16 protein-coding genes are annotated in these 17645 nt (G+C 69.8%); 12 read left to right on the forward strand and 4 right to left on the reverse strand.

Going from position 1 to position 17645, the window contains the following annotated elements; genetic code table 11:
- The first annotated feature begins 65 nt into the window (after window positions 1-65).
- Window positions 66-1385, forward strand: a complete 1320-nt coding sequence (locus HRL51_RS05150; protein ID WP_172120720.1) for a YibE/F family protein — start codon at window positions 66-68, stop codon at window positions 1383-1385.
- On the opposite strand, the gene dusB is transcribed toward HRL51_RS05150, so the two are convergent.
- Window positions 1365-2666 carry a tRNA dihydrouridine synthase DusB gene (dusB, locus tag HRL51_RS05155; protein WP_425321743.1) on the reverse strand — a complete coding sequence of 434 codons (1302 nt, stop codon included), beginning with the start codon at window positions 2664-2666 and terminating at the stop codon, window positions 1365-1367. The genes HRL51_RS05150 and dusB overlap by 21 nt on opposite strands.
- Before the next feature lie 26 nt (window positions 2667-2692).
- Here dusB and HRL51_RS05160 point away from each other — a divergent pair, with 26 nt between their 5' ends.
- The 4 genes from HRL51_RS05160 (at window position 2693) to HRL51_RS05175 (ending at window position 6090) form a co-directional block, all read left to right on the forward strand.
- Entirely contained in the window at window positions 2693-3424 is a 732-nt protein-coding gene (locus HRL51_RS05160) for an SDR family oxidoreductase (protein ID WP_413228084.1), read from the forward strand.
- On the forward strand, window positions 3421-4251 hold the full coding sequence (locus tag HRL51_RS05165; RefSeq protein WP_172120718.1) for an SDR family oxidoreductase: 831 nt from the start codon (window positions 3421-3423) through the stop codon (window positions 4249-4251). Before HRL51_RS05160 ends, HRL51_RS05165 begins: the two co-directional genes overlap by 4 nt.
- Before the next feature lie 789 nt (window positions 4252-5040).
- Complete coding sequence (locus HRL51_RS05170; protein ID WP_172193059.1) at window positions 5041-5460, forward strand: hypothetical protein; 420 nt, start codon at window positions 5041-5043, stop codon at window positions 5458-5460.
- 87 nt (window positions 5461-5547) lie between these two features.
- Complete coding sequence (locus HRL51_RS05175) at window positions 5548-6090, forward strand: SixA phosphatase family protein (protein WP_244960244.1); 543 nt, start codon at window positions 5548-5550, stop codon at window positions 6088-6090.
- 24 nt (window positions 6091-6114) lie between these two features.
- Here the strand turns inward: HRL51_RS05175 and serB are convergent, their stop codons facing one another.
- On the reverse strand, window positions 6115-6819 hold the full coding sequence (gene serB / locus HRL51_RS05180) for a phosphoserine phosphatase SerB (RefSeq protein WP_172193061.1): 705 nt from the start codon (window positions 6817-6819) through the stop codon (window positions 6115-6117).
- A gap of 68 nt (window positions 6820-6887) precedes the next feature.
- A complete protein-coding gene (gene glgC / locus HRL51_RS05185) occupies window positions 6888-8132 on the reverse strand; it encodes a glucose-1-phosphate adenylyltransferase (protein WP_172120715.1) in 1245 nt (414 codons plus the stop codon).
- A gap of 218 nt (window positions 8133-8350) precedes the next feature.
- On the opposite strand from glgC, the gene glgA reads away from it, so the two are divergent.
- The gene (gene glgA / locus HRL51_RS05190; RefSeq protein ID WP_172120714.1) at window positions 8351-9586 is read left to right on the forward strand and encodes a glycogen synthase; all 1236 of its coding nucleotides are present in this window, start codon (window positions 8351-8353) and stop codon (window positions 9584-9586) included.
- 113 nt (window positions 9587-9699) lie between these two features.
- Here glgA and HRL51_RS05195 read toward each other — a convergent pair whose 3' ends face one another.
- Window positions 9700-10410 carry a hypothetical protein gene (locus tag HRL51_RS05195; RefSeq protein ID WP_172193063.1) on the reverse strand — a complete coding sequence of 237 codons (711 nt, stop codon included), beginning with the start codon at window positions 10408-10410 and terminating at the stop codon, window positions 9700-9702.
- A gap of 96 nt (window positions 10411-10506) precedes the next feature.
- Here HRL51_RS05195 and HRL51_RS05200 point away from each other — a divergent pair, with 96 nt between their 5' ends.
- From HRL51_RS05200 to HRL51_RS05225, 6 genes are all read left to right on the forward strand, one after another.
- Window positions 10507-11319 (forward strand): ABC transporter ATP-binding protein, encoded by an 813-nt coding sequence (locus HRL51_RS05200; RefSeq protein ID WP_172193065.1) that lies wholly within the window; start codon window positions 10507-10509, stop codon window positions 11317-11319.
- Between the two features lie 39 nt (window positions 11320-11358).
- A complete protein-coding gene (locus HRL51_RS05205; RefSeq protein ID WP_172193067.1) occupies window positions 11359-11811 on the forward strand; it encodes an NfeD family protein in 453 nt (150 codons plus the stop codon).
- A 55-nt stretch (window positions 11812-11866) separates the two neighbouring features.
- Window positions 11867-12961, forward strand: a complete 1095-nt coding sequence (locus tag HRL51_RS05210; RefSeq protein ID WP_172120710.1) for an SPFH domain-containing protein — start codon at window positions 11867-11869, stop codon at window positions 12959-12961.
- Window positions 12962-13044: 83 nt separating this feature from the next.
- Window positions 13045-14793 (forward strand): ABC transporter ATP-binding protein, encoded by a 1749-nt coding sequence (locus HRL51_RS05215; protein WP_172120709.1) that lies wholly within the window; start codon window positions 13045-13047, stop codon window positions 14791-14793.
- Window positions 14790-16751, forward strand: coding sequence for an ABC transporter ATP-binding protein (locus HRL51_RS05220; RefSeq protein ID WP_172193077.1), 1962 nt, complete (start codon window positions 14790-14792; stop codon window positions 16749-16751). The genes HRL51_RS05215 and HRL51_RS05220 overlap by 4 nt, the downstream gene beginning before the upstream one ends.
- Window positions 16748-17611 carry a TrmH family RNA methyltransferase gene (locus HRL51_RS05225; protein ID WP_172193079.1) on the forward strand — a complete coding sequence of 288 codons (864 nt, stop codon included), beginning with the start codon at window positions 16748-16750 and terminating at the stop codon, window positions 17609-17611. The genes HRL51_RS05220 and HRL51_RS05225 overlap by 4 nt, the downstream gene beginning before the upstream one ends.
- The last annotated feature ends 34 nt before the right edge of the window (window positions 17612-17645 follow it).

Below are 17645 nucleotides of genomic sequence, written 5' to 3' on the forward strand. Positions count from 1 at the left end.
GTAACCCCCGGTCCCGTACATGAACCCTCGATCTTCACGGGTATGACGTCGTGCATGATGGAACGGTGAGCAAGCCCCCTCGCCCTGAGAACCGCCGTGCCGGCCAGACGCACCCCGGTGGCCATGAGCCTTCCCACGGGCACACGCACTCCCACTCCGCGCTGCCGGCCCTCCCGCCGCGTGAGTCCCGGCGCGTGCGGACGGTACTCGCGGCCGTCGTCGTCCCTGTGATCCTCGCCACGCTCATCGGCATGGCCGTCCTGTGGCCTGGACGCGTCGAGGCCATTGGCTCCCAGCCCTTCGCCGCCTCCGGAACCAGCCTGGAGGCCGCCCGCATCACCTCGCTGGAGGTGGACGCCTGCACGGAGGCGGTCCAGAGCCTCGGCGGGACCAGTGAAAGCTCGCTCCTGGCCGACGCCGTGTGCGCCGAGATCACCTCGGGCGAGGGCGCCGGTCTCGTCGTCCCCGTCCACGTGCCTGCCGAGTCCCTGCCTGCGGCGCAGGTAGGCGACCGGATGCGGGTCATGTACACCGTGCAGGCGCTGGCTGGGGGGACGCCCTACGTCTTCGTCGACTACGACCGTCAGCTGCCGGTGGGCCTCCTGGCTGTCGCCTATCTCGTCGTCGTTCTGGCGGTGGCGGGCCTCAAGGGCCTGCGCGCCGTCGTCGGCCTCGTGCTGGCAACCGTGGTGCTGCTGCGGTTCATGGTTCCGGCCCTGCTCGCTGGCCACTCACCGCTCCTGGTCACCCTCGTGGGCTCGATGGCCATGATGCTGCTGGCGGTCTACCTTGCTCACGGCATCAGTGTCCGTACGACGACGGCGCTGCTGGGAACGCTGGCCGGTGTCGTCATCACCGTGGTGCTGGCCCTGTGGGGCGTGGACGCCGCCAACCTCACCGGTGCGGTGGGCGAGGACGCCCTGACGCTCACTGCCGTCGTCCCCGGACTGAGCCTGACGTCGCTGCTGACCTGCGGAATGGTGATCGCCGGGCTCGGTGTCCTCAACGACGTCACGATCACCCAGGCCTCGGCCGTGTGGGAGCTGCACGCCGCCAACCCCGCGCTCAGTCGGACGCGGCTGCTGACCGGCGGGATGCGGATCGGTCGCGACCACATCGCCTCGACCGTCTACACCCTGGCCTTCGCTTACGCGGGCACCGCCCTGCCGCTCATCCTGGCAGCCGCCCTCATCGACCGCTCCGTGGCGGACACGCTTCTCAGCGGTGAGATCGCCGAGGAGATCGTGCGCACGCTGGTCTCCTCGATCGGCCTGGTGCTTGCCATCCCGGCGACGACGGCGATCGCCACCGTCCTGTGCGCTCCGGCCCGGCGTCACGCCGCGCCCGCGGGCGGTGAGGCGGGCTCAGCCCCCGGAGACGTCTGACTCGGCCTGGAGGAGCAGCGTGCGCTGCTCCTGGCTGAGGTAGGGCGAGTCGAGCCATCCGTCGGGCAGGTGCGGGCGTCTGGGCGTGCCCGCCCGCCCACGCGGTCCCTCCACGGTCTGGCCGGGGTAGGGCACCTGCTCCGGGAGCCGGTCGCGCATCGCGGCCAGGCCGGCGTCGAGCTCAGCGAGCGAGGAGACCTTCATCAGGTCTCCGCGTGCCTGGCCGCCTACCGGGTACCCCTTGAGGTACCAGCCGACGTGCTTGCGCAGGTCACGCACGCCCCGGTCCTCGCCGAGCTCGCCCGCCAGCAGGCGCGCGTGGGCACGGATCATGGCGATGACGGCGTCCAGGCCCGGGTGGGTGCGCTCGGCGGACCCGGTCAGCGCGTGGACGATGTCCGCGAACAGCCAGGGCCGCCCCTGGCACCCCCGGCCCACGACGACGCCGTCGCAGCCCGTCTGCCTCATCATCTCCAGCGCGTCGCTGCCGGTCCAGACGTCACCGTTGCCCAGCACCGGGATCCGGCAGGCGTCCTTGAGCCTCGCGACGGCGGACCAGTCGGCCTTGCCCGCGTAGTGCTGGCGGGCGGTGCGCCCGTGCAGCGCCAGGGCTGCGACGCCGGCGTCCTGGGCGGCCTGGGCCGCGTCGAGGTAGGTCTCGTGCTCCTCGTCGACGCCGACGCGCATCTTGACGGTTACCGGAACCTCGCGCTCGCGCCGGCCCAGACGCGCCCCGTCCTCGGCCCCGCGCACCACCTCGCGCAGGATCGCGTGCAGGAGGTCCTTCTTCCAGGGCAGCGCCGCCCCTCCGCCCTTGCGGGTCACCTTGGGCACCGGGCAGCCGAAGTTGAGGTCGATGTGGTCGGCCAGGTCCTCCTCGACGAGGATGCGCGCGGCCTTCCCTGCGACAGCCGGGTCCACCCCGTAGAGCTGGATCGAGCGCACCCGTTCTGTGGGGTCGGTGCGCACCATGGCGAGGGTCTTCTCGTTGCGCTCGACCAGCGCCCTCGTGGTGACCATCTCCGTGACGTACAAGCCTGCCGGGGCGAGCAGGCCGCCGTCGTCGGTAGGCAGCGGGCCGGCGGCTGCCGGGCGGGCGGTGGCAGGCAGGGCGCTCTCACCCTGCTCCCGGCACAGGCGGCGGAAGGAGGCGTTGGTGACGCCGGCCATCGGGGCGAGCTCGACAGGCACGCCGACCGTGATCGGGCCGATGCGTAGCGGGCTCACGTGAGCAGGAGCGGTCTTCGCAGGTCGAGGGGCGGGGGCGTCTGTCACGCGCACACTCTGGCACACGTAGGCTGGTGCTCGTGAGTGGTGTGAGGAACGACGGCGACGTCGCGCTCCCGACGGCGCTGGTCACCGGGGCCTCCCGCGGCATCGGGGCCGCGGTGGCCGGGTCGCTGAGGCAGGCCGGGTGCCAGGTGGTGGGCTGGTCGCGCAGCGGGACGGCGCCCGACGGCGTCGAGGGCCGCAGCGTCGACGTCACTGACGCGCGTGCCGTGCGCTGCGGGGCTGCGGACCTGGAACGAGCCGGGGGCGTAGAGGTCCTCGTGTGCGCCGCCGGGACGGCCGTGGACGCCCTCGCGATGCGTACGAGCGACGAGGCCTGGCAGGCCACCTTGGAGACCAACCTCACCGGGTCCTTCACGGTGGTGCGTGCGCTCCTGCCCGGCATGCTGCGTCGGCGCCGCGGCCGGATCATCCTGGTCTCCTCCGTCATCGCCGCGCGCGGGGGCACAGGCCTGGCCGCCTACGGCGCCTCCAAGGGCGGGATCGAGGGACTCACGCGCAGCCTTGCCCGTGAGGTCGCCTCCCGCGGCGTCACGGTCAACGCCGTGGCTCCCGGATTCGTGAGCACCGAGATGACAGCAGGGATGAGCCGCCCGGCGCGTGAGTCCTACCTCGGCCAGATCCCGATGGGCAGGCTGGGACAGGTTGACGAGGTGGCCGCCGTCGTCCGCTTCCTGGCCAGTCGGCAGGCCTCCTACGTCACGGGTGCGGTCGTGCCGGTCGACGGCGGGATGGGGATGGGACGATGACGGGCCTGCTGGCTGGGCGGACGGTGATGGTCACCGGCGTGCTGCGTCCTTCCTCGATCGCCACCGCCGTGGCGCGCGAGGCCGCTGCGCAGGGCGCGTGCCTGGTGCTGAGCGCGCTGCCGCGAGCGGCACGGGTCACCCAGCAGGTGGCAGCCGGTGCAGGCCTGGGGGAGGTGACAGTGCTGCCGCTGGACCTGACTGACGCCGAGGCCCTGAGCGGCCTGGAGGCGGAGCTGCGCCGCCTGGACCTGGACAGGCTGGACGGCGTGGTCCACTCAGTGGCCCAGGCGGCTCCCGGGCTGCTGGGGGACCGTCTGAGCCCAGGGGGCTTGGCGGCAGGTGACCGGGGCGCACAGTGCGGACCGGACGCCGTCGACCTCGCCTCCTGGCAGACCGACCTGGAGCGGGCGCTCACGGTCTCGGTCGCGTCCCTGCCGGCTCTTGTGGGCGCGGTGAGCCCTCTGCTGGGACCTGGGTCAGCGGTGCTGGCCCTCACCTTCGAGTCAGGCAGGGTGGTTCCCGGCTACGGCTGGATGGGCCCGCTCAAGGCGGCTCTGGAGGCCAGCGTGAGAGGGCTGGCGGTGGAGTACGGGAACCGCGGGGTGCGCGTCAACGCCCTGTCCGCCGGCCCGTTGCGTACCACGGCGGGGGGTGCGGTCCCTGGCTTTGACCAGCTGGCTGAGGACTGGGAGAACCGGGCGCCGCTGGGCTGGGACGCTGGTGATCCACACGGTGTGGCGCGCACGGCCGTGGCGCTGCTCTCCGACTGGCTGCCCGCCACGACCGGTCAGGTGCTGCGCGCCGACGGCGGGGCCAGCCTGCTCTGACCATCCTCCCGAAAGGGTACTTTCGCGTTCGAACGTGGACGTCCTCGGCCTTCACTCGAAGGCAAAGCTACCCGTTCGACGAGGCTCGGGATCCACACCTGCCTCCGTGAGCACCGTTGTCCACAGGGATCGCGAACATCGGTGGCGCCTGCCCTCCCGTACGTTCATGCTCACGGCATGTACCCTCAGAGATATCCATCAGTGCCGCAGCCGCCGTTCATGGCCTTCACGTCGTCGAGTGCCAGGCGAGACCTGAGCCGTGACCCGACGCTCATACGGGTGGCGCGTGGGTGCTACACCCCGACTTTGCCGGAGGACACGGCGGTGTGGCAGGCCAAGGAGACCATGACCCTGGCACGTTGCCAGGCAGCATGGCACCTGGTGCCCAGTGCCATCGCACTGACTCATGAGGCAGCCGCGGCGGTGCTGGGACTAGCGACCACTCGACACGAGCCGGATATTCGCGTGGCGGTCGCGGGGAACCAGACGCGGGGCACGCTCATACTTCCCTCGTTCCAGTTCACCCAGGGCAACCGTCAGCTCCCGGGACGTGAGGTAGCTCTGCGTCGCTCCAGCCTCTGTCCGGATCCCGAGGAGGTGATAGTGGTGCACGGTATGAGCGTGACCTCTCCGTTGCGCACTGCACTGGACTGCGCTTTCGATCTTCCTGTGCGTCAGTCGCTACCGATCATCGACTCCGCCCTGAGGGCAGTATGCCGACCAGATCGCCGCTCGCGTCGGAGCACCGCAGTGATCAGCATCGATGAGGCCAGGAGGATGTTGAAGGCGATGTCTGAGCAGCACCGCGGGCGGCGTGGCGCTCGCCGAGCGCGGACAGCGATCGCCCTGGCAGATCCTCTGGCGGAGTCACCTGGCGAGAGCGTGCTACGGTGGGCGGTCGCTGCCGCTGGGCTTCCTCCTCCTGTGCTGCAGCGTCCAGTGGTGGTAGAGGGACACGAGTACTTTCTTGATCTGGGACTGGAAGAGGTCCAGCGCGGCTGGGAGTTTGACGGACTGGCCAAGAGCCAGAGGCCTGAGGACCTGCGCCGCGAGAAGCTACGTGAGATGAGGATCGCACGCACCGGATGGCATATCGACCGGTTCGTCTGGGAGGAGATCTTTCAGCCCCGGTCGCTGGTGCGTCGTGTCACGCGGCTCTACCCACAGGCTGTGAGACGAGACGATATCCTGCCTGAGCTGTGGCGCTGAAGCTCGAACGGGTACCTTTGCCTTCGAGTGAAGGCCGAGGACGTCCACGTTCGAACGCGAAAGTACCCGCTCGCGTATCCTGGCCGGGTGAGTGTGAACGCTACGAGTGCCCACGACACCGTGACGAGCCAGCCGGGCGCCGAGCGCGTCCTCGTGCTTGTGCGCCACTCCAAGGCTGCCCGGGGCATGGCCGACGTCGAGCGTCCGCTGACCGAGCACGGAGAGCAGATGGCAGCCGACCTGGCCCGGCAGCTGGCCAGCCGCGTCGTCAGCCTCGACCTCCTGCTCGTCTCCCCGGCGGCCCGTACGCGTCAGACAGCCCGGCCGCTGCGCGACCGGATGCGTCCGCAGGACACTCGTGTCGAGGAGACGCTCTACAGCAGCGGCCCTGCCGGCGTCCTGGAGCAGCTGACGCTGCTGGACGACGAGGTGCGCAGCGTCGTCGTGGTGGGCCACGAGCCGACCACCTCGGTCCTGGCCCACGAGCTCGACGACGGCACCAGCAGCCTCGCCCAGCAGATCGAGTTCGGTGTCCCACCGGCCACGGCGCTCGTTCTCACGGTCCCGGTCTCCTGGTCCGAGCTGGGGACCGGTCGAGCCCAGCTGGCCGAGATCCTCACGCCCCGCTGACGGCTGGCTGCGCTGCTGCAGCCGCTACAGCAGCTCCAGGACGGCCCGCAGGTCGCGGACGTGAACAGCCGCCGGCGCCTGCTCGACGACGACCGGCTTGGCGCAGAAGGCGACCCCCAGGCCGGCGGCGGCGATCATGCCCAGGTCGTTGGCGCCGTCGCCCACGGCCACCGTGCGGGCGAGGTCGACGCCGTCCTCCTCGGCCCACGAGTGCAGGCAGCGCACCTTCTCCTGCCGGTCCACGATCCTGCCCAGGACGCGACCGGTGAGGTGGCCGTCGCGGACCTCGAGACGGTTGGCGGCCACGTGGTCGATCCCCAGCCGCGCGGCCAGGGGAGCCACCACCTCCTCGAAGCCTCCGGAGACCACGCCGACCTTGCACCCACGCGCGTGCAGCTCGCTGACGAGGTCAGCCGCGCCGCAGGTGGGACGGACCTCGTCCAGCACCTCGTCGAAGACCGTCTCCGCAACGCCGCGCAGGGTCGCCACGCGCTCACGCAGCGACGCGGCGAAGTCCAGCTCTCCGCGCATCGCCCTGGCAGTGACCTCGGCGACCTGCTCACGGGTGCCGGCACGCTCGGCGATGAGCTCGATGACCTCCTGCTCGATGAGCGTGGAGTCCACGTCCATGACGAGCAGGCCGGGCCCGGTCCGGGCGAGCAGGCCGGTGGCGCGGAGCCCGGAGACTCGCGGGCAGGGGGAAGCCGGTGCGCTGGTCACGTCGCTCATGGGCCGATGCTAACGGCCCCGTCGCGCTGTGAGACGACGGGGCCGTGAGCGTGAGACACCTCGGCGGCTCAGCGCGTGACGGTCTGCCCCTTGGCGACCACCGTGATCCCGGACTCTGTGACGGTGAAGCCCCGCTCCCGGTCGTGCTCGGGGTCGATGCCGACCATCGCGCCCTCCTCCACGTGGACGTACTTGTCCAGGATGGCGCGGTTGACCACGGTGTTGCGCCCCACGTTCACCCCGTCCATGAGCACGGACTCGCGCACCGAGGACCAGGAGTTGACGCGCACGCCGGGGGAGAGCACCGAGGAGATGACCTCACCGCCGGAGACGATGACACCGGGGGAGACGATGGAGTCCACCGCGTGGCCCAGGCGCTCGTGGTGGCCGTAGACGAACTTGGCCGGTGGCATCGAGTTGGTGTACCCGGCGAACAGCGGCCAGCGGTCGTTGTAGAGGTTGAACACCGGGTTGACGGAGATCAGGTCCTGGTGGGCGTCGTAGAAGGCGTCCACGGTACCCACGTCGCGCCAGTAGTCGCGGTCGCGCTCGGAGGCTCCGGGGACCTCGTTGTCCTTGAAGTCGTAGACCCCGGCAGCCCCGCGCGAGACGAACCAGGGCACGATGTTGCCACCCATGTCGTGCTTGGAGGACTCGTCGGCGGCGTCGACGGTGACGGCCTCCAGGAGGGCGTCGGCGTTCATGATGTAGTTGCCCATCGAGGCCAGGACCTCGTCAGGGGAGTCCGGCAGCCCCGGGGTCGACTCGGGCTTCTCCACGAAGGCCTTGATCCTGCCCTTGTCAGCCGGGTCGGTCTCGATGACGCCGAACTGGTCCGCCAGCGCCTTGGGCTGACGGATACCGGCTACGGTGCACGGCAGGCCCGAGGCGATGTGGTGCTCCAGCATCTGGGAGAAGTCCATGCGGTAGATGTTGTCCGCGCCGGTGATGACGACGTAGTCCGGGCGCTCGTCGTCGAGCAGGTTGAGGGACTGGTAGATGGCGTCCGCGCTGCCCAGGAACCAGTGCTTGCCCACGCGCTGCTGGGCGGGTACGGGAGCGATGTAGTTGCCCAGCATGTCGCTCATGCGCCAGGTCTTGGCGATGTGGCGGTCCAGCGAGTGGGACTTGTACTGGGTGAGCACAACCACCTTGAGGAAGCCGGAGTTGATCATGTTCGACAGGGAGAAGTCGATGAGCCGGTAGATGCCCCCGAAGGGCACGGCCGGCTTGGCACGGTCAACTGTCAGCGGCATGAGGCGCTTGCCTTCGCCGCCGGCGAGGATGATTGCGAGGACTCGTGGGTAGGCCATGGGGCCAGCGTAGAGGGCCGGGCGCTGCTGAGGTGGGCAAATGGCGTGACGGGATGGTGAATGCTTTCGTCCGGACGAAAGCGGCACGGAGACGGGCCTGAGCCGATACCGTCTGAGGGGAAGGCCGACGGCGTCGCTCGCCGCCCGCGCGGCCGCTCACCACCCGATACCCAACCCGGCACCTATCCCGCGTGCCCCACGAGGAAGAGATAAGGACCATGAGGGTCGACCTGCTGACCAAGGAGTACCCCCCCTTCATCTACGGCGGTGCCGGTGTGCACGTCAACGAGCTGACCAGGGTCCTGCGCCCCCTGGCGGACGTGAGGGTCCATGCCTTCGGCGGCCCCCGTCAGGCTGGCACCGAGGGTGCTGACCCCGGGGTCACCGGCTACGCTGAGCTGCCTGAGCTCGCCGGCGCCAACGCCGCGCTGCGCACCTTCGGGGTCGACCTGACGATGGTGGCGGACGTCGAGGGGGCGGACGTCGTCCACTCCCACACCTGGTACGCCAACCTCGCCGGTCACCTGGCAGGCCTGCTCCACGGGATCCCGCACGTGGTCTCGGCCCACTCCCTGGAGCCCATGCGGCCGTGGAAGGCCGAGCAGCTCGGTGGCGGCTACGCCCTGTCCTCGTGGGCGGAGGCCCAGGCCTACGAGGGGGCCAGCGCCGTCATCGCTGTGTCTCACGGCATGCGCGAGGACATCCTGCGCTCCTACCCGGGCGTGGACCCTGAGCGGGTCAAGGTGGTGCACAACGGCATCGACCTGGCTGACTGGGCGCGCCCCGACGACGCCGCCTTCGAGGACCTGGCGGCCCAGGTGCGTGCGCGGTTCGGCATCGAGGCAGGGCGTCCGACGATCGTCTTCGTCGGCCGTGTCACGCGGCAGAAGGGTCTGCCCCACCTGTTGCGCGCCGTGGGTCAGCTTCCCGAGCAGGTCCAGGTGGTCCTGTGCGCCGGGGCCCCGGACACCCCCGAGATCAAGGCGGAGGTGGACGAGGCCGTCGCGGTGCTCCAGACCAGGCGCACCGGAGTCATCCTCATCGAGGAGATGCTGCCCCACCGTGAGCTGCAGGCTGTGCTGGCCTCGGCGCACGTGTTCGTGTGCCCTTCGGTCTACGAGCCGCTGGGCATCGTCAACCTTGAGGCCATGGCCATGGGGCTGCCGGTGGTGGGCTCAGCCACGGGCGGTATCCCGGACGTCGTCGTCGACGGTGAGACCGGCTACCTCGTGCCCATCGACCAGCTCACCGACGGCACGGGGACCCCGACGGACCCCGAGCGCTTCGCCGCTGATCTGGCCGAGCGCCTGACCACGCTCGTCACGGACGAGGGGCTGGCCTCCCGGATGGGTGCGGCTGCCCGGCGACGAGTCGAGGAGCACTTCTCCTGGTCGGCCATCGCCACCCAGACCATGGCTGTCTACGAGTGGGCGCTGGCGCACCCGAAGGGCTGAGAACGCGCCGCGATCCTTCAGATCGCGGCTGCGACGCGTCATCGAGCGCCCGCGACTCGAATTCACGCCATGGGCTCGATCTCAGTACCTGTCGGCACGTTCTCAGGTCTGGGTCAGGCGGCTGGTCCCCAGCTCTCGCTCGCTGCGCACACGCCGTGGCGAGCCACGGTCAGCAGGGGCCGCAGAACCTGACGGCGGCGCTCAGCCTGAGCGAGGGTCGCCGCCGCGCCGTCGTCGTCCAGAGCGAGCTCGCAGATCGCCTCCAGGCGCAGGGACCGCTCCAGGAGCTCACGGTGGCGCGGATCCAACGACGGCGGGAGGACCCGGGGGTCAAGGACCGCGGTGACGAGGTCGGTGAGCTCCTCGGCCAGCTCGGGACGCTCGCGAGCCAGGTCCAGCTCGGTCAGCGCCGCGATCGCCTCCTCCGTGGCCCGGTGCGTGGCGCGGCGTGCGTGAGAGGCGTCGAAGGGCGGGACGACGGCGAGGACCTCCTCGACCTGCCAGCGCACCGAGGTCCCTGAGGGCTCAGGGATGAGCAGCAGGCGCCGGGAGGAGGTCTCGACGAGCACGCCCTCGCCAGCGTCCAGGGCTGCCGACAGCCCCGGCAGCGGATCAGCCGGGCTGGGCAGGAGGGCGGCACAGCGCCGCAGCGCACCGGCCCTGGTGAGCCAGGTCTCCAGGCTCAGGAGCCCGAGGCCTCCCGGTCCCTTGTCGGCGACCTCGTGCACGGCGTCAGGCCCTTGGACCACGGCCGTCCCGAAGGAGGACGGCACGGGAGCCCACAGGGCGAGCAGGACGCTGACGGGCAGGTCGAGAGCTGACATGAACGGGAGAGTAACGAGCGGTGCCAGGATGCACGAGCTGTCCCACGCCTGTGCGTGCCTAGGACTCAGGTCACGTCCTCACGATAGGGTGGGGCCATGACCAGCGTGCTGCACCTTGACGACGTCTCTGTCCACCGTGGGAGGAACCAGATCCTGTCCCACGTGACCTGGAGCGTCACCGAGGGCCAGCACTGGGTGCTGCTGGGGCCCAACGGCGCCGGCAAGACGACCGTCTCACGCATCGCGGCGGCCCGGCTCTTCCCGTCCTCCGGGACCGTCGACGTCCTGGGGGAGCGCATGGGGCGCGTGGACGTCACCGAGCTGCGCCCGCGCATCGGCCTGACCTCCTCGGCGCTGGCGCAGTCCGTGCTCGGCAGTGAGCCGGTGGAGTCCGTGGTGCTCTCGGCCTCCTACGGAAGCATCGGTGTGTGGCGCGAGCAGTATGACGACTTCGACGTCGAGCGGGCCCACGCCCTCCTGGGGGCGCTGGGCGTGGAGGCACTGGCGGACCGGACGTGGGGGAGTCTGTCCTCGGGCGAGCGCAAGCGTGTCGAGATCGCCCGCGCCCTCATGCCTGACCCCGAGCTGCTCATCCTGGACGAGCCGGCCTCCGGGCTGGACGTGACCGGCCGTGAGCTGCTCCTGGCCGCCTTGAGCGAGATCATCTCCGCCCCCGGTTCTCCCACGATGGTGCTGGTGACTCACCACCTGGAGGAGATCCCGGTGGGCTTCACCCACGCCATGGCCATGAGACAGGGTACGGTCGCCGGGTCCGGCACGCTGGAGGAGGTCCTGACCGACGAGGTCATGTCCGCCGCCTTCGGGCTTCCCCTGGAGGTCAGCCTGGACCGTGGACGCTACGCCGCGCGCGGCAAGAACCTGCTGGGCACGCGCTCAGGCAGGCACTGACAGACCCGGACACGACACCGAGTGAGCAAGGAGGCCGAGATGGAGTGGTTGTGGTGGGTAGGCGGAGCCCTGGTCCTGGGGGTGATCGAGACCCTCACCGTGGACCTGACCTTCCTCATGTTCGCTGGAGGCGCGCTTGGTGGGGCCCTGACGGCGGCGCTCGGAGGCCCCTTCTGGCTCCAGGTCGTCGTCTTCGCAGTCGTCTCAAGCCTCCTGCTGGTCCTGGTCCGTCCCTGGGCCAAGCGGCACCTGCAGTCCACGACGCCGGAGATGCGGACCAACGCCGAGGCCCTGGTGGGCCGTGAGGCGGTCGCCCTCACCGTCGTCGACGCCCACGGCGGACGAGTACGCCTGGGAGGTGAGGAGTGGAGCGCACGGCTGGCTGACCCCGACCCCGCCAGCCCCGGCGCTCAGGAGGCTCGCGTGGCCAGCGGGACCCAGGTGCGCGTGACTGCCATTGACGGGGCTATCGCCGTCGTCCAGCCCCTGTAAGCCCTTCTCTCCCTGTCCTACAGCTCTGACCCACCCACTGCCGGAAAGGCTTCTGATGACCATATTCGCGGGACTGCAGATTGTCCCACTCGTTGTCCTGGCCCTCGTGGCCCTGTTCGTTGTCATCGCTATCGCCAAGGCCGTGCGGATCGTGCCGCAGTCCTACGCGATCATCGTCGAGCGCCTGGGCAAGTTCCAGGCCGAGTACGGCGCCGGCATGCACTTCCTCGTCCCCTTCATCGACCGCGTGCGCTCCACGGTGGACCTGCGCGAGCAGGTGGTCTCCTTCCCGCCGCAGCCCGTGATCACGTCCGACAACCTCGTGGTGTCCATCGACTCGGTCATCTACTACCAGGTCACCGACCCCAAGCGGGCCACTTACGAGATCGCCAGCTACCTCCAGGCGATCGAGCAGCTGACCGTGACCACGCTGCGTAACGTCATCGGCGCCATGGACCTGGAGCAGACGCTGACCAGCCGTGACCAGATCAACGGCCAGCTGCGCGGGGTCCTGGACCAGGCCACGGGCCGCTGGGGGATCCGCGTGTCCAACGTGGAGCTGAAGTCCATCGACCCGCCGGCCTCCATCCAGGGCGCGATGGAGCAGCAGATGCGTGCCGAGCGCGACCGCCGTGCGGCGATCCTGACTGCCGAGGGTGTCAAGCAGTCCCAGATCCTCACTGCTGAGGGTGACAAGCAGTCCGCCATCCTGCGCGCTGAGGGACAGGCCCAGTCCGCGATCCTCAAGGCCCAGGGTGAGTCCCGCGCCATCCTCCAGGTCTTTGACGCCATCCACCGGGGTAACGCTGATCCCAAGCTGCTGGCTTACCAGTACCTGCAGACCCTGCCCAAGATCGCCAACGGCAGCTCGTCCAAGATGTGGATCGTGCCGACCGAGTTCACCGCGGCCCTGGACGGGATCGCCGGTGCGCTGGGCGGCAGGTCCGGCGGCTCGCCGTCGGACCCCGAGAGCGAGGTGGGAGTCGACCTGTCCGGCATGGACGACGCCCTGTCAATCGCCTCTGACCTCGCGGCGACCAACCTCCAGACCCCGGAGGAGGCTCTGGCGCAGGCACGTGGCGAGGTGGCCTCGGCCGCACAGGAGGCCTCCGAGGACCGCCCGGGCGGTGGCAACCACATGGCAAGGTAGCGTCAGCTGACTGACTGCCAGACCACGGCGGGCAGGCCGGAGTACTCAGGAAACCGTCAGGCGAGTGCTCTACCCTGCCCGCCGTGCTCTGTCGAACTCTGCGTCACTATCTGAGGCCCTACTGGCCCTCGCTGCTCGCAGTCCTCGTCCTCAAGGTCGTCGAGACGATCGCCGCGCTGTCACTGCCCACCCTCAATGCCGACATCATCAACGACGGCGTCGTGGCCGGGGACACGGACCGGATCTGGGTGCTGGGCGGGCAGATGCTCGCGATCACCGCGCTTCAGGGAGCCTCGGCGGTCATCGGCACCTACCTGGCGGCCCGGGCCTCCATGGGGCTGGGCCGGGCGATGCGCGCTGACATCTTCCACCACGTCCAGCGCTTCAACACCGAGGAGCTCTCTCGCTTCGGGGCCCCCTCGCTGGTCACCCGCTCAACTAACGATGTCCAGCAGATCCAGATGGTCGTCTTCATGATCGCCTCGATGATGCTCATGGCGCCGATCATGCTCGTGGGCGGCACGATCATGGCCCTGCGCGTGGACGCCCCGCTGTCCGCCCTGCTGCTCGTGCTCATCCCGCTGCTCCTGGTGGCGGTCGGCGTCCTCATGAGCAGGTTGCTGCCGCACTTCAAGTCCATGCAGTCGCGCATCGACCGCGTCAACCTCGTCATGCGTGAGCAGATCCAGGGTGTCCGCGTCATCCGTGCCTTCGTGCGCCAGCGCCAGCGCCGGGAGGTCTTCGACCAGGCCAACGAGGACCTGACGACGACGTCCCTGGCGATCGGCCGGCTCTTTGCCCTGCTCATGCCGAGCGTCATGCTCATCATGAACCTGGCCACGATCGCCGTCATGTGGTTCGGGGGGCAGCGCATCTCCTCCGGCGGCATGGAGGTGGGTGACCTGACCGCCTTCCTCAACTACATCATGCAGATCCTCTTCTCCGTCCTCATCGCCGTCATGCTGGTCACCCTCCTGCCGCGTGCCCAGGTGGCTGCCGACCGCATCGGTGAGGTCATGGCCGTCCAGCCGGCGATCTCCTCGCCGGCTGGTCCTCAGTCGCTGCCTGCGGCTGAGGGACCAGGACGAGGACGCCGCGTGCGCCTGGAGAACGTCACCTTCCGCTACCCCGGGGCCGCCTCGCGGGTACTGGCCGAGATCGACCTGGAGATGGCCCCGGGCACGATGACCGCTGTCATCGGCTCCACCGGCTCGGGCAAGACCACTTTGGTGGGCCTGCTGCCCAGGCTGCTGGACGCGACCGAGGGGCGGGTGAGCATCGACGGCGTCGACGTACGGGACCTGGACCTGACAGAGCTGCGCGAGGCGGTTGCCACGGTTCCGCAGAAGGCCTTCCTGTTCTCCGGCACCATCCGCTCCACCCTGCGCCACGGCAAGAGTGACGCCACGGACGGCGAGCTGTGGGCGGCGCTGGAGGCCGCCCAGGCAGCCGACTTCGTCCGACAGCTGGGCGACGGCCTGGACCACGAGGTCGACCAGGGAGGTGTCAGCTTCTCCGGCGGTCAGCGCCAGCGTCTGGCCATCGCGCGGGCACTGGTGCGCCCGGCCGGCGTCTACGTCTTCGACGACTCCTTCTCAGCCCTGGACTACGCCACCGACGCCCGTCTTCGGGCGGGCCTGCCGGAGGCGACAGACGGCGCGACACTGCTGGTCGTGGCCCAGCGAGTGGCCTCGATCCGTGACGCGGACCAGATCGTGGTGCTCGACGAGGGGCACGTGGTCGGTGTCGGGCGGCACGAGGAGCTGATGGGTACCTGCCCGACCTACGCCGAGATCGTCCTGTCCCAGATCAGCGCGGAGGAGGCGGCATGAGCGCCGGACCCGGACCCGGACCCCGTGGCGTCGCGCCAGGCATGAAGGCGCGCAATTTCTCCGGCACGTGGAAGCGGCTCGTCTGCGAGCTACGTCCTGAGCGCTGGCGGATCGTGGGCATCGTCGCACTGACCACGGTGTCGGTGGTCCTCAACGTGGTGGCGCCCAAGGTCCTGGCACGCGCCACGAACCTCATCTTCGAGGGCGTCATCGGTACCCTGCTGGGACGTATGGGGCTGCCGGCCGGGATGAGCGGGGACCAGCTCGTGGCCGCCCTGCGTGTGGCCGGGCAGGACACCTACGTCTCCATGCTCTCGGCCTACGACGTCGTCGTGGGCCAGGGCCTGGACACGAGCGCGCTGCTCGTCGTGCTCGCCCAGGTGCTGGCCCTCTACCTCACCTCGGCAGTCTTCCTGTGGGTCCAGGGACGCATCCTGGCAGGCGTCGTCCAGCGCACGGTGAGCCGGATGCGTGCCGAGGTCGAGGCCAAGCTGGCTCGGGTCCCGCTGTCCTACATCGACCGTGGCAGCCGCGGCGACATGCTCTCGCGAGTGACCAACGACGTCGACAACGTCTCCCAGACCCTCCAGCAGACGCTGTCCCAGGCCTTGAGCTCCATCATCACGGTCGTCGGCGTCCTCGCCATGATGCTCACCGTCTCCTGGCAGCTCACCCTCGTGGCCGTGGTGACGATCCCGCTGGCGATGGTCATCTCGGTCCTCATCGCACGGCGCGCGAAGCCTCACTTCACCCAGCAGTGGAAGGCTACCGGTGAGGTCTCGGGCGTGGTCGAGGAGGCCTTCACCGGGCACGAGACGGTGGCGCTGTTCAGCTCTGAGGACACCTTCGCTGAGCTCTTCGACCAGGCCAACACCCGCCTGTACGAGGGCTCCTACAAGGCCCAGTGGATCTCGGGCACCATCCAGCCGGCGATGCGCGTGGTCTCCAACCTCAACTTCGTCATCATCGCGGTGGCCGGCGGCATCCGTATCACGCAGGGCGCGTTGACGCTGGGAGACGTCCAGGCCTTCATCCAGTACTCCCAGCAGTTCACGCAGCCCATCACGCAGCTGGCCTCGATGGCCAACCTCCTGCAGTCCGGCGCAGCCAGCGCCGAGCGCGTCTTCGAGGTGCTGGACGCCCCCGAGGAGAGCCAGGAGGCCCCGGACCGGCTGCTGCCTGAGCGGGCCCGTGGCCGGGTGGTCTTTGACCACGTGTGCTTCTCCTACACCCCGGACACCGAGCTCATCACCGACCTCAACCTCACGGTGGAGCCAGGTCAGACGGTGGCGATCGTCGGCCCGACGGGCGCGGGAAAGACGACCCTGGTCAACCTGCTGCTGCGCTTCTACGACCCGCAGGCCGGCACCATCAGCCTCGACGGCATCGACACCCGTCGGCTCTCACGTGCTGAGCTGCGTGAGCAGGTCGGCATGGTGCTCCAGGACACCTGGCTCTTCGAGGGAACGATCCGTGAGAACATCGCCTTCGGAGCGGCCAGCGCGACCGAGGAGCAGGTGCTTGCCGCGGCCAGGGCCGCCAGCGTCGACCACATCATCCGGGCCCTTCCCGAGGGGTACGACACCGTCATCGACGACTCCGGCTCCGGGGTCTCGGCCGGTGAGAAGCAGCTGATCACGATCGCTCGGGCCTTCCTGGCCGACCGGCAGATCCTCGTCCTGGACGAGGCGACGAGCTCGGTGGACACCCGCACCGAGCTGCTGGTGCAGCAGGCGATGGTGGGGCTGCGTCAGGGGCGTACGAGCTTCGTCATCGCCCACCGCCTGTCCACGATCCGTGACGCGGACACGATCCTGGTCATGGAGCACGGGGACATCGTGGAGCAGGGCAGCCATGACGAGCTCATCGCCCGCCGGGGTGCCTACTACGAGCTCTACCAGAGCCAGTTCTCCGGCCCGGTGGCCCAGGAGAAGGCGCAGGCGGGGGAGCCGGCATGATCATCGAGCCTGACGACGCCGACGACCCTCGCCTGGCGGACTACACGAGCCTGACCGACGTCGCTCTGCGGCGCCGGCTGGAGACCGAGCGTGGCCTTTACATGGCGGAGTCGTCCAAGGTGATCGTGCGTGCCGTGGAGGCCGGCCACGCTCCTCGCTCCTTCCTCATGGCCCCGCGCTGGTACGACGAGCTACGTCCCGTCATCGCATCCGCTGCTGGCTGCCAGGGACGCGACGACGGCGGAGACGTCCCGGTCTTCATCGCGCCTGAGCCCCTGCTGGAGTCGATCACGGGCTTCCACCTCCACCGCGGTGCCCTGGCAGCGATGAACCGGCCGCGGCTGGCGAGCGTCGGCGAGCTGCTCGCAGTGGCGCGCGGGGGAGCCGGTGCCAGGCGTGTGGCGGTGCTGGAGGACCTGGTCGACCACACCAACGTCGGCGCCGCCTTCCGCAGCGCCGCCGCCCTGGGGATCGACGCCGTGCTGGTGACTCCGCACTGCGCCGACCCCCTGTACCGGCGCAGCGTGCGGGTCTCGATGGGGACCGTGTTCCAGGTCCCGTGGACGCGGATCGACCACTGGCCGGCGCTGGAGGAGCTCCACGAGGCCGGCTTCACCGTGGCTGCCCTGGCCCTGAGTGAGGACTCGGTGAGCCTGGGGGAGTTCTCCGCCTCACCGGCCTGCAGCGCGGCGGACTCACGCGTCGCCGTGGTGCTCGGGACCGAGGGGGACGGACTCGCACCGCGCACGATCTTGGCGGCTGACGCCGTCGTGCGCATCCCGATGGCTGGGGGAGTGGACTCCCTCAACGTGGCGGCTGCTGCCGCCGTCGCCTTCTGGGAGCTGCGGGTCAGGAGCTGAGGAGCCCGGTTGCGGTGCCCTGGAAGCGGCACGC

Source organism: Actinomyces faecalis, from assembly GCF_013184985.2.
Taxonomy (GTDB): domain Bacteria; phylum Actinomycetota; class Actinomycetes; order Actinomycetales; family Actinomycetaceae; genus Actinomyces; species Actinomyces faecalis.